At 52.9% G+C, this 12593-nt stretch carries 10 protein-coding genes; 5 read left to right on the top strand and 5 right to left on the bottom strand.

What is annotated here, in order from left to right:
• Nucleotides 1-90: 90 nt before the first annotated feature.
• Nucleotides 91-2094: an acetoacetate--CoA ligase gene (locus KTH_RS27440; RefSeq protein WP_111324585.1), complete on the bottom strand. Its 2004-nt coding sequence runs from the start codon at nucleotides 2092-2094 to the stop codon at nucleotides 91-93.
• Nucleotides 2095-2497: 403 nt separating this feature from the next.
• Here KTH_RS27440 and KTH_RS27435 point away from each other — a divergent pair, with 403 nt between their 5' ends.
• The gene (locus tag KTH_RS27435; RefSeq protein ID WP_111324584.1) at nucleotides 2498-3067 is read left to right on the top strand and encodes a hypothetical protein; all 570 of its coding nucleotides are present in this window, start codon (nucleotides 2498-2500) and stop codon (nucleotides 3065-3067) included.
• Between the two features lie 90 nt (nucleotides 3068-3157).
• Here the strand turns inward: KTH_RS27435 and KTH_RS27430 are convergent, their stop codons facing one another.
• From KTH_RS27430 to KTH_RS27420, 3 genes are all read right to left on the bottom strand, one after another.
• Nucleotides 3158-4324, bottom strand: coding sequence for a hypothetical protein (locus KTH_RS27430; protein ID WP_111324583.1), 1167 nt, complete (start codon nucleotides 4322-4324; stop codon nucleotides 3158-3160).
• 127 nt (nucleotides 4325-4451) lie between these two features.
• On the bottom strand, nucleotides 4452-4883 hold the full coding sequence (locus tag KTH_RS27425; RefSeq protein WP_111324582.1) for an SRPBCC family protein: 432 nt from the start codon (nucleotides 4881-4883) through the stop codon (nucleotides 4452-4454).
• A 34-nt stretch (nucleotides 4884-4917) separates the two neighbouring features.
• Nucleotides 4918-7860: a winged helix-turn-helix domain-containing protein gene (locus KTH_RS27420; RefSeq protein ID WP_111324581.1), complete on the bottom strand. Its 2943-nt coding sequence runs from the start codon at nucleotides 7858-7860 to the stop codon at nucleotides 4918-4920.
• A 376-nt stretch (nucleotides 7861-8236) separates the two neighbouring features.
• Between KTH_RS27420 and KTH_RS27415 the strand changes: the two genes are divergently transcribed.
• Nucleotides 8237-8791 (top strand): DUF4352 domain-containing protein, encoded by a 555-nt coding sequence (locus KTH_RS27415; RefSeq protein WP_111324580.1) that lies wholly within the window; start codon nucleotides 8237-8239, stop codon nucleotides 8789-8791.
• Between the two features lie 245 nt (nucleotides 8792-9036).
• On the opposite strand, the gene KTH_RS27410 is transcribed toward KTH_RS27415, so the two are convergent.
• A complete protein-coding gene (locus KTH_RS27410) occupies nucleotides 9037-9378 on the bottom strand; it encodes a hypothetical protein (protein WP_111324579.1) in 342 nt (113 codons plus the stop codon).
• Between the two features lie 190 nt (nucleotides 9379-9568).
• Between KTH_RS27410 and KTH_RS27405 the strand changes: the two genes are divergently transcribed.
• From KTH_RS27405 to KTH_RS27395, 3 genes are read left to right on the top strand one after another with little or no spacing between them, the layout of a single operon-like run.
• Complete coding sequence (locus KTH_RS27405; RefSeq protein ID WP_111324578.1) at nucleotides 9569-10339, top strand: IclR family transcriptional regulator; 771 nt, start codon at nucleotides 9569-9571, stop codon at nucleotides 10337-10339.
• A gap of 44 nt (nucleotides 10340-10383) precedes the next feature.
• Nucleotides 10384-11766 (top strand): MmgE/PrpD family protein, encoded by a 1383-nt coding sequence (locus KTH_RS27400; protein WP_111324577.1) that lies wholly within the window; start codon nucleotides 10384-10386, stop codon nucleotides 11764-11766.
• The gene (locus KTH_RS27395; protein WP_111324576.1) at nucleotides 11759-12580 is read left to right on the top strand and encodes a phosphosulfolactate synthase; all 822 of its coding nucleotides are present in this window, start codon (nucleotides 11759-11761) and stop codon (nucleotides 12578-12580) included. The genes KTH_RS27400 and KTH_RS27395 overlap by 8 nt, the downstream gene beginning before the upstream one ends.
• The last annotated feature ends 13 nt before the right edge of the window (nucleotides 12581-12593 follow it).

Raw genomic sequence — 12593 nt, 5'->3', positions numbered from 1 at the left:
TCATCACTGCATGCAGATATAGTGCATTGCTATGTACACATACAAAAAGAAGAGCGGAGTAATCACTGCCACTCCGCTCCATCTTTCTCTTTAGCTGGCTTTTCCATCCCGCAAGCGCTGCACTTTCGGTGCAAACTCACTGAAAAACTGCATTGCTTGAGGATTGCTAAGTGCGTCCGCACTGACACACTTCTCCTGCGGTACTCCCATAAATAGCTTTTTGATCGGAACCTCGACCTTCTTCCCGCTCAAAGTGCGCGGCACCGCATCAACCTGGATGATTTCATCGGGGATATGATGCGGCGAAACATCACGGCGAAGCTGTGTCTTAATGCGCGCCTTCAGTTCCTCTGTCAGCGTTTCGCCTTCACGCAAGACCACAAAGAGCGGCAGATAGTATTTCCCTCCCGGAAGCTCAACCCCGACAATCAGGCTATCCAGCACCTCGGGCTGCCCTTCCACAACGCGGTATATTTCGCTGCTGCCGATGCGGATTCCCTGCCGATTTATCGTAGAATCTGAGCGGCCATAGATAATCGCGCTGCCACGGGGTGTGATTTTGATCCAATCGCCGTGTCGCCAGACGCCGGGGTACATCGCAAAATAGCTCTCATGATAGCGCTTCCTTGCGGGATCATTCCAGAAATAGAGCGGCATGGACGGCATAGGAACTGTAAGAACGAGCTCCCCCACCTCGTCAATCAGCGGCTTGCCTTCCTCATCATAGGCCTCGACTTTCGCGCCAAGCATCCGACACTGCAACTCTCCGGCATACACGGGCAGGAGAATAGAACCACCAACAAACGCCGAACACACATCGGTACCACCGCTGACCGAGGCAAGCCAAATATCCGGCTTGACCTGCTCATAGATCCAGCGGAAGCCCTCGGGCGGCAGGGGCGAACCGGTTGAGCCAAACCCCTTCAGATGGTGCAAATCATATTGTTTCCCGGGCTCGATACCGCTCTTCATACAGGCCGCGACATAGGCAGCGCTGGCTCCGAAGAGCGTCATGCTGGTGTCCTGAGCAAACTTCCAGAGCGCTCCCATGTCTGGATAGCCGGGACTGCCATCATACAGCAGCGTCACACACCCAACCAGCAGGCCACTGACCAGAAAGTTCCACATCATCCAGCCTGTGGTAGTAAACCAGAAAAAGCGATCTCCAGCTTTCAGATCCATATCCAGCGCCAGACTTTTGAGATGCTCAAGCAAAATACCGCCATGTCCCTGCACAATCGCTTTCGGTAGACCTGTTGTCCCGGAAGAGTAGAGTATCCAGAGCGGATGATCAAACGGGACCGGGGTAAAATGCAGCTCTCCTGGCTCCCGGACCATCTCATTCCAGGGAACCACATGCTCAAGCGCTGCCGGAAGAGGCTCATCTTCACCGAAAAGATAGGGCACCAGTACGGTGTGCTGAAGCGTCGGGAGCGCCTGCTGCAATTCGGCCAGAATGGCACGTCGATCGAAAGACTTGCCATTGTACTGATAGCCGTCGACCGCGATCAGCACTTTCGGCTCTATCTGTTTGAATCTGTCTATCACACTACTGGTGCCAAAATCAGGCGAGCAGCTTGACCAGATTGCGCCAATCGAGGCACAGGCCAGAAAGGCCATCACCGTTTGGGGGATGTTCGGCATATAGGCAACAACCCGGTCCCCCCGTTGAACTCCCATTGCCTGAAGCGCTCGGGCCAGCGCCCCAACAGTGCGAGTCAGTTCGTCCCAGGAGATTTCCTGCAATGCATGGCGTTCAGAGCGGAAAAGCAGGGCGGGACGGTCAGTAGTCGCATTGCGGAAGACATGTTCGGCATAGTTGAGCTCAGCGCCAGGAAACCAGACAGCGCCGGGCATCGTCCGTTCCTGCAAAACGGTTGTATAAGGATGAGCGGCCTGTATCTGAAAGAAATCCCAGACAGAGGCCCAGAAATCCTCAAGGTGATCGACGGACCAGCGCCAGAGCGCCTCTCGATCCTCAAACTGAAGTCCTCGAGTTTCGTTGAGCCAACGCATATAGCGTGTAACAGTGGCCTGTTGTTTGAGAGTCTCCGATGGCTCCCAGAGGGGCAGGTCAGTAAAAGAAGTTCCCATACGTTCTCACTGCCTTTCATCAAACAGTTGAAATACAGCTTGCGTCATTGCTTTGCGCTCAACAGTTGAGCAGAAGGGTGCAGGAGATGATAATACACACTGTTCGCTTCTGATTTTTCATTATACCATGTTCCATCTTCTGTGACAGCGCACTCTCTATCGCTTACCCCATTCCCCTTTTCAAGAGTCATAGAGGAGATACAACCATTCCATGTCTTCTCGCCTGCTTCAAAAATGTACATAAAATATTGTTGTGAAAGATCTTTTCACAATTGAGGCCAATATAATGACAAACACGCTATTTTAGTATATAATAATATTATCATCTTTCTCTATTATTCTTCTTATTCCGGAGTTCCTGACACCGTTGCCAGGACGAGTAATCAGAAGGAGGTCATACGTCATGACCAACAATCTGTTGTCTCGTATTACTGGAATCATTCTTGCTCTTGGAGCACTTTTAGCGCTTATCGCGTATGTTCTCCATCTCTTCTCGGTATCCGCCGGAACAACCACCGCGTACCTGCTCTTCATCGGGCTGGCTCTGATTCTGCTTGGTTTGCCCGGATTGTATGGCTATCACAATGAGCATGGCGGCTGGCTCGGCTACATTGGATACCTCGTTACCTTTGTCGGGCTGCTCTTCTCGACGAGCACAGCCAGCGTCGCGGTCTTTAACAATCAGGGAAGTGCATCGGAGCTTTTCCTGACAATTACCGGGATTCTGTGGTTTGTGGGGCTCGTTCTCTTCGGATGGGGCATCTGGCAGGCGGGAGCGCTCCGCTATGCTCGGTGGATCGGGCTGGCCTTCATTCTCGCCGCCATTCTTGTCGTCCTCAGCCTGTTCCCTCTGGGGACAGCCGCGCCTGTTCTGGGTGACATCGGGCGTGTTGTCTTCGCACTGGCAGTTGGGGCAAGTAGCTACACCCTGCTTCAGCGCGGTCCGGCAGCAGTGACAGCAGTAACCGCATAACGCACTCAGTCCCATCGATAGCGACACGCTCTCTCGTCGCATGTCGGGAAGCCGGTTACATCTTCCCCCGTAATCGGCTTCCCTTTCAAATTAGTGTTTCTCCGAAACTGCTTTCAACTGAATGTAAAATCCCGGCTGCCGGCGCAGCTCCTCCTGAAGCGAATGTGTCTGCACAGCGAACGGGAACTTAGCGTGCGGCAGCGCAGTGGAGGCGCGTTCCACAGGATGAGAGAGCGTCACGGAAACAGGCACCGCCTCATTCTTCGCCTCATCCATCAAGCTCTGAAGGGCTTCGGTCACCTCTTGTCCAAAGGCCAACGCTTCTCCACAGAGTGGACAATGGAGTCCCTGAAGTTGTGGTGCAAGCTGATTGGCAGCTATGTCTCCCTCACCAGACCGAAGAAACAGGAGATGGTCATGAGAAGGAAGCACCAGCGGACGATCTAGCTCATCGTGCGCAATGACTGGTGGCGTCTCCTCGGCCTCAATAGTCCATTCTTTCTCAGCCAGAAACGGGCACTCAGGTGGCGGAGTATGGGTTTCAGGATGCGAGGCCGGATGCACAACACGCACCAGCAATTTCACATCCTCGTCCTCCCATTCTTCACAGAGCTGCAGGACTAGCTTCGTAAAGGGGACAATATTGCTGAGCGAGATATCACAGTAGGGGCAGGCGATCTCATTCGCGATAATTTCCGGCTGTGTCAGCCACTCGCTGGCAGGCTTCCCGGCTGAATGAACTTCAAACCAGACATGATGCCCATGCCCATTGGTCCCGGTACCTCTGGTACGGCCCACCGTTTCATACTCGTTCATAACTTCCTCTTCAGATGGAGCCGGTTCCCGTACCGTTCTTCGCTCCGCCCGCTCTATTCGCTCTCGCAGCGCTTCGGAGATGTGTCCCCGGACCGCAGGATCAACTTTTTGGAGAGGATATAGAAGCGAAACACTCGGCACAATGGAAAGATAAGTCTTCTCAGGGTCAGCATGCAGCCAGGGTTGCAGGGAAAACCGAAACACTGCGCCATGCCACTCCCGACGAATGACCTCGTTTTCAGAGTGCTGTATCAGATCGGCCAGCTTCTCCCCTTGATAGATGATCCGCTCCTCTCCGGTCTGTTTATTTCTGATACGCCGCTGATAATACGGGTTCCCTTCAGAAAAAGGCGTGATCTTGAGCGTATATCGAGAAGGGAGAAGGCGGAAGAGCAAGGAATCTTCCTGCATGCGCTTACGGGAGTCATTTTCAAGTGGCATCAATACACTCCGTTTCGTGTTCGAAAAGTGCTTTCTTCTCTATTTACAAAACACAAAGTAGCTGTAAAACATGCGCACATTGTACCCGAAACGAAGCCTGTCCGCAAGTCTTACGCTGGTGAGCGGCTTATTCCTTTTCTTCCAGCAAGCGTTTTAAAACGTCCAGTTGCGTATCAATCTGCTTGCGAAGCACCAAGGTCAACAATGGTCCTGCAAGCTTGAAGAGCGGACCGGGCTCTCCCTCACCAATCATTGTCACCTGCGTTCCTTGTGGGATCGAGGTAAAAAGCATCTTCGTGGAAAGCGGGACCGGTCCGGCAATGGCTTTAAAGGCGAAGACCGAAGGCGGCTGATACTCAGTGACTTCGGTGGTCAGCTCCATCCGCCGATTAAAGAACTCACCCGCCTGCACATAGCGTTTGCCCACACACAACGGCCCTTTGTCCACCTGTCTGATCTCGGTTGCCGGAGTCCAGCGCGTAACGTTGCGCATATCGGTTACAAACGCATAAACCTCTTCCACTGGCCTTTGAATCACAATACACTTCTCTACGCGCATATCATGCCTCTCCTTCTGCGTTCCGCTTCAGACCTTATAACAGCCGTAATTCCTGCGCCCGTGCTATCGCCTGCGTACGACTATGGACGCCCAGTTTTGTGTAAATATTGTTAAGATGTGACTTCACCGTGCTCACCGTCAGAACAAAAGCCTGTGCGATCTCCTGGTTTGATTTTCCCGCAGCAATCAGCCGCAACACGTCTAGCTCGCGCTCACTCAACAGGCTTCCTTCATTCCGCTGCACCTCGCTAAACAGGGACAAGAGCTGCTGTACATAAGTGGGAGTCACACCTTGCAGAGCCACGCGCTGCAAGAGGGGAATGAGCTTTGCTCCTCTTTCTACAAATACGCGTTTATAGCCCTCGGGTTCCGCCGCCTGCAAGGCACGAGCAAGGGTTACTATTGCCTCTTCCCTCTGGCCTCGCGTCTGATACAACAAAGCGAGCAGCGTTCGCGCTTGAATAGCACTCCGCATATGCCCGGCAGGCTCTACTATCGCTAATAACCGCCGAAGCAGTTCCTCTGCCTGCTGATACGCGCTAATTGCCAGCAAGGCTTCAGCCTGAATTAGATAAGTGAGTTCATGTGTATAAACCAGCGCGTCATCAGGAGAGAAAGGCAGCGTACGAGCCCATTCGGCCACAGCGTCCAGCTTCTCCATGCGCAGATAGACTCGTACCTGATAGGCTTCCGTTAAGGTGACGAACGAGTGCAGATTACCAGCCCGAACCTCACTCAACACGCGTTGCAGCAGGGCAAGCGCTTCCTCAAAACGGCCCTCCGTCACTCGCAAAAAGGCCAGCGTCGAATATCCATAGCCTAACGCCCCCACATAGCCCCACTCGCTCCCCAGTTGGAGCCCTGCGCGCAGTACCTGCTCGGCTTCTTCGAGTCGATTCCACTCATAGAGGACATCGGCCAGCGTGAAATACTGCATGCTGAGTGAAGGGATACGATACTCAGAGATCAGCTTGCTTTCTTCAATCGCCGCACGACTCATCTCAGCCACTCTGCGCAATTGTCCCTGTGTCAGCAACAGAAAGCTCTGCGCTCCCCTGCTGGCAATCGAAGCATGCAGATTCTGCCCGGCAACGCCCCATCGAATCGCCTCCTCAAGAGCACTATAGGCACTTTCGGCATCTCCACTAAAGAGATACACGACTCCCAGACAGGCAGCTATCACGCTCCGAAGGTAGTCATTCAGCAAGGGATTCGCACGCGCTTGACTGACAAAATGATAAGCGCGTTCCACATCCCCCCGATAGGCGGCGAGAGCAGCCGCGCTGGTTGCATAGAGACCATCAAGCCAGAGTGCATCAGCCTCGGAGAGCGTCGCATCCTGTTTTCGGCGCTCAACCGCTTTTTCGGCAAGCTGAAAATAGCGCTCAGCCTGATCCATTTGCCCTACCGAAGAGAGCAGCCCGGAGTAAAAAAGCAGCAGGACAGGGAATTGCACAAAGACAGGAACCGAGAGCCTGCTGCACCAGTGTAAGAGCGTAACGACCTCCCCGCGCGCGATCACCTTGAGTACCTCGCGCTCAATCAGGGTGGCAGCGAGCTCCATATCCTGTGCAGCGAATGCGTGCTCGACAGCCTCGGATAGATAGCCATGCAGCTCGTACCAGTGGGCCGCCCGCCTGTGCAGATCAGGAACCTGCTCCGGGAAAGAATGGCATAATCTCTCATAGAGAAACTCAGCAAAGAGATGATGGTAGCGATACCACTCGCCGCGCTCATCAAGCGGCACCAGAAATAGGTTTTCCTGCTTCAGGTAGGCCAGCAACTCTGTCCCGCCCTGTTGCCCGGTAACTGCGTCACACAGCGCAGCAGTGAAGCGCTTCAGGATAGAGGTATACAGCAGAGCGGTACGAATCGGCTCAGGCTGCTGCTCCAATACCTCACCGGTGAAATACGCAAAAAGCGAACTTTTACTCCCGGCATCAGGGATCTGGCCTGTCTTCCCCTGCTGTCGCGCCGCCAGTTGGAGCGCGACGGCCCACCCTTCTGTCTGCTGATCCAGTGCCGCAACCTCTTCCGTTGAGAGCTCTATATGCAACAGACGCGTCCAAAATGCGGCAATCTCATCCCGGCTAAAACGCAGATCTGAAGCCGTGATTTCATTGAGCTGACCGCGGGCGCGGAACCGGAAGAGCGGCAAGGGGACCTCGCTTCGGCTGGCAATTATCAGATGCACCTGTGGCGGGAGATGCTCCAGCAGAAACCCGAAAGTCTCATGAATACCCTGTGACTTCACCAGATGATAATCATCAAGGATGAGAAAGACATCCTGCGACACTGTTGCCAGGCTATTCACAATGGTGGTTAACACTGACCGTGAGGGCCAGGGCGTCTGTTCCTGTAAAGCAGGACAGAGCCGTCGTAACGCGGCCTGCACATAAGTCCAGAAGAGAACCGGATCATTGTCCTCTGCATCCAGCGAGACCCAGGCAGAAAGGCCATCCCGATGCTCGCACCAGGAACTGAGCAATGTTGTTTTGCCGGATCCCGCAGGAGCCGTGATTAGCGTCAACGGATAGTGTTTCCCTCTATCCAGTTGCTCTAACAGTCGGGGACGCAGCACCAGTTCAGGACGCATCGGGGGGCGATAAAGCTTGGTTGCAAGCAATGGAGGCAGTTCTTCTCGCTCACGGACAGACGACCGATTCTGCGGAGATTGCAGTATTTGTGCAGCAAGCGACTGCGCAATCACTTCCAGATGCACTGCTCGCAACTCCTCTGTTTTGCCCAGATATGCCTTATACAACCGACCATGCGCCCGCCGATAGGCATACCAGTACCAGAGGCCATGTTTGCGTTCGCGTCGGGCTGTAAATGAACCCCTGGCACTACGAAAGCGGAAGGTCGAATGTGTCTCGTCTTCCAGCCAGCGCCACCACTCTACGCTCTCAAGCAGAATGGGAGTATCCGAATGGGTGATTAAGACGTGATTCAGCACCAGTGGAGTTGCATGCGCCATATGTTCCCCTCACAGTTCTGTCACAACTTCTGTGCAACACAGTAGCACGCAAAAGGGACTGAAAGCAAGCGCTCTTCGCTTCAACATTCAGAGTATCGGAAGCTTGCATTTATAATGGTACACAATTACATAATTTGAAACAACTCTTGTTGCTGCTCTGCAAGTAGCATACTCGCTATCGATTGAAAATCTAGCTTCTAATCTTTCTATTTTAAAGTATAAACTAAAATGCTCCATACTTATTTTCACTTTTTACCAAAGAAATTCCATAAAAACACTTGCAAAACAGGAAAAGAGCAGGTATAATAACTCCTGGCTCAGCTAATGAGCCAGCAACACTAAAGATCAGAATACACACTGGTTAGGGGGTTTTTCTATGAAACGTACTTTCGTTGCTCTATTTTCACTTCTCATCCTTGTGGGTGCTTTACTTGCCTGTGGCGCTTCTAACGAAAACACCGGTACCGCTGCTCCTCCCTCAAATGATAATAAAGAGACAGCAACCAAAGAGACAACCAAAAAAGACACTGAAACCACCGATACACATTTCAAAAAAGGTGAGCTCGTCAAGGTTGGCAACACCTGGGAAATCACGGTGAACAGCGTCGCGACCAACGAGGGCAGCGAGTACCTCAAGCCGAAAGACGGCAAAATATTTCTTGTTGTCAATGTTTCTATGCACAACATCTCTGATAAAGAACAGAACGTCTCCAGCATACTGAACTTCAACTTGAAAGACAGCAACGGCCAGAAGGCCAATCCTGGTCTGCTTGACTCAGCGAATCCTGCTCCTGATGGCAAAGTAGAGGCCAGCGGGAAACTCGCGGGCGATCTGGTCTACGAAGTCCCGGCGAGCGAGAAGAACTTCACGCTCTCCTTCCAAAGCGACCTTCTGAGCACAGGTCAGACTCTCTGGGATCTCAGCCTCTAAGACAGATGAGCGAGAGCAAAGGGACTGCAAAGTGCAGTGGCGGAATCTCCTGTCACTGCACTTTTTTTATAGTAGAATGATCCGGATAAAGAACCAAATAATAGAATTACTGGCGCAAGCCTGACCAGAGCAAACAGACAAACAGCAAAAAGAAAAACGTCGACACATGCCATTTTTTGCATAAAGAAACGTCAAGCGTCACAGATATGGAAGAAACAGCGAAACAGGGCTTAGAGGAAAAAATATTATGCCGCTAACGGAAGCATGAAGCGTGAGGAGAGTTCTTTTGCAGCCTCACGCCTTAAGATTTTGATCTCATGTTTATTGGAACGCATCAACATCAGCACAGAGAGAAAAGCAAAAGGGCTCAGTTTATAATCAACGACCGGGCGCAGACTTCCCATGCCGATCTTGCGCATCGCACGGGTTTCGATGACGCCCGATTCATCCTGGAATTGCTCACAGTTCTTGATATGTTCCTGGACCAATTCGTTAAATTGCTGCCACGTATACCCGATGCATTCCTGCACTTCCCGCCCCACAAAGTAAACGCCAGTTGCATCAACATGCTTCAAACTATCTAGCATAAACAAAACCTCCCCGATTCAGCAATGAACTATTTCACAGCAATACAATGGGAATAGACGTAGACAACTCTGCATTATCAAACGCAGGATCAGCACAATCCTCTTGACAGGCACTCACATTCTGCGTTATACTGAAGTTAGTTCCACTATTTGAAATACACTCCATTATTTGGAATTCCGAGTAACAGACATGGATGGGCAGCACGTCAAAGAAACAAAGGTCGGCGTCCTTGACAAAGCAATGGCTATTTTATTGAGCTTCACCAGTGGCAATGAAGCACTCTTACCGCAGGAACTTGCAGCCCGAACCGGGATGCCCTTGCCAACAATCTACCGGCTGGCACAGGCCCTTAGCGAGCATGGCATGCTGATGAAAGATGGTATCCGGTTTCGTCTGGGCATTACGCTGGCTCGTCTGGGCATGATGGCTATAGAGGGCGTCGACGTGCGGCAAAAGGCCCGGCCACATCTCGAATGGCTGACCGCACAGACAGAAGAGAACGCCGAGCTTCATATTCGCCATGAGTCGAGTCGTCTGGTCCTCGAAGTCGTCAGCAGTCCACATAACCTACGTCCCTTTACCGATGTTGGGACGCCGCTGCCGCTCCATCAAGGCGCGGCAGGTAAGGTGCTTCTGGCCTGGCTTCCCGAGAACGAGCGCACATCGTTAATTGCAGGAAGTAGGGCGCGTTTTCCAGAAGGAGCACCTTTCGACGAACAGCGTTATGAGGAAGAGCTGAGCCGGGTTCGGGATTACGGCTGGTCCTTCAGCGATGGCGAACGCTTTAGCGGAGTTTCCGCGCTTGCTGCCCCCATCTGGAACGCCGGGGGACACATAGCCGGAGCAATGACACTGGTTGCGCCGTCAGCACGCCTGACAGCAGAGAAGCGCAAGCGCTTTGTTCCGCTGGTTCAGGAAGCGGCACGCCGTACTTCTCATGATCTCGGCTCTGCACAGTAACCGCTTCTTTCCACTCTAACGTGACTTGTGAAGGAGGAACTTTTATGACACAGGTTGAGCAGCTCGCTCACTTTGTCGCCCGCGCCTCGTACGATGATCTATCGCTACAGGCGCGGCAAGAACTGAAAATTCGTGTGCTTGATAGCTTTGGTTGCGCACTAGGGGCCCTCGATGGGGAGCCTATCCAGAAGATACGCGAGCACCTTGCCGATTTTGGCGGACGACCGTTCGTCACGTTGATAGGAGGAGAGAAATCATCTCCAGATCGAGCAGCCTTCTATAACGCAGCCCTGGTACGCTATCTGGACTACAACGACAGCTTTCTTGCCCCGGGCGAAACCTGCCACCCAAGCGATAACCTGGGAGCCGTGCTGGCTGCCAGCGAGTACGCCAACGCCTCCGGGAAAGACCTGCTTACCGCGCTCGCTGTAGCCTATCAAGTACAGGGCCGCCTCTCTGAAGAAGCGCCTGTTCGCGCAAAAGGGTTCGATCATACCACACAGGGGGCCTACGCCGCTACAGCAGGCGCGGCGCGAGCACTTGGCCTCTCCCCTGAGCAAACGGCCCACGCCCTCGCAATCAGCGGGACCGCGAATAACGCACTTCGTGTTACCAGAACAGGCAAGCTCTCGAACTGGAAAGGCCTCGCCTCTCCCCATACCAGCTTTACCGCCACCCATGCGGCATTTCTGGCAATGCGAGGGATCACTGGTCCACTTGAGGTGTTTGAGGGGAACAAAGGCTTTATTGATACGATCAGCGGCCCCTTTACCATCAACTGGCACCAGGAAGACCTTGAGCTTGTCCGTCGCACCATTCTCAAGCGCTTCAACGCCGAAATCCATTCTCAATCAGCCCTTGAAGGACTCCTGGAACTCAAAGCTTCTGCAAACCTTCAGGCAGACCAGATAGAGCGCATCGAAGTCGCTATTTTCGATGTCTCGTACAACATCATCGGCGGTGGAGAGGAGGGAGACAAGCGCCTCGTTCAGACCAAAGAGGAGGCAGATCATAGCCTGCCTTATATGCTCGCGGTAGCGTTGCTGGACGGTAAAGTCACCCCGGAACAGTACACGCCAGAGCGCATTAACCGCCCTGATGTCCAGGCCCTGTTACGCCGCGTCTTCATCCGCCCGGATGCGACGCTGAGCGCTCGTTTCCCGCATGAAATGCCCTGTCGCATTCATGTCTATCGCAACGACGGCGAGATCTTCAGCATCGAGAAAACAGATTATCAGGGCTTCTATACCCGCCCGATGACCTGGCAACAGGCAAAAGAGAAATTTTTCTGGCTGGCCGCGGATCACGCTTCAGAACAGCTTCGAGAGGAGATCGCTGATGCTGTTCAAAACCTTGATATAATCAGCGTTCGCCAGCTTACTGATATCCTCGCACAGGTTAGAAAGGAAGGATCTCTTTATGAGTAACCGTGGTTTTGAATTTTTGCGTATCAATGAACGAGAAAGCAAGCCGCGCACCCGGGGCATCACCGAAATTCGTGGCCCGTATTATACACCAATGGGCCCACGCTACCTGGAAGACGTTCTTGAAACAATGGGCGATTACGTTGACTCACTGAAGTTCGCCGGTGGCTCCTTTACGCTGATGCCTCCCGAGGCGCTTCGTAGCATTATTGACGTTGCCCATAAGCACAACGTCATGGTATCAACAGGCGGCTTTATCGAGCATGTGCTGACCCAGGGACCAGAAGCCGTCAAGCGCTACATCGAGGAATGCCGTAATAGCGGCTTTGATATCCTTGAAATTTCCGGAGGTTTCATAAGTTTCCCTGGTGAGGATTGGTTGCGTTTAGTCGAGACTGTGCAGAAAGCGGGACTGAAAGCCAAACCAGAGGTCGGGATTCAGTTTGGCGCGGGCGGCGCGACCTCCGCGGAAGAACTGGCTTCTGAGGGTACACGGGATGTCGAATGGGCCATTGGACTGGCGAAACGCTTTCTTGATGCCGGGGCCTATATGATTATGATTGAGTCAGAAGGCATTACCGAAAACGTCAAAACGTGGCGCACAGATGCCGTCGCTAAAATCATCGATGCACTCGGCCTGGAGAAGGTCATGTTTGAGGCTGCGGACCCCGAGGTTTTCGCCTGGTATATCAAGAACTACGGGCCTGAAGTGAATCTATTCGTAGATCATTCACAAATTGTTCAGCTTGAATGCCTGCGTTCCGGTATCTGGGGCACAAAGAGCCTCTGGGGCCGCGTCCTTACCTACAAGGGGTAAAAAAGATGCTGTC

The organism is Thermosporothrix sp. COM3 (assembly GCF_059696735.1).
This window is presented reverse-complemented; position numbering and strand designations above follow the sequence as displayed.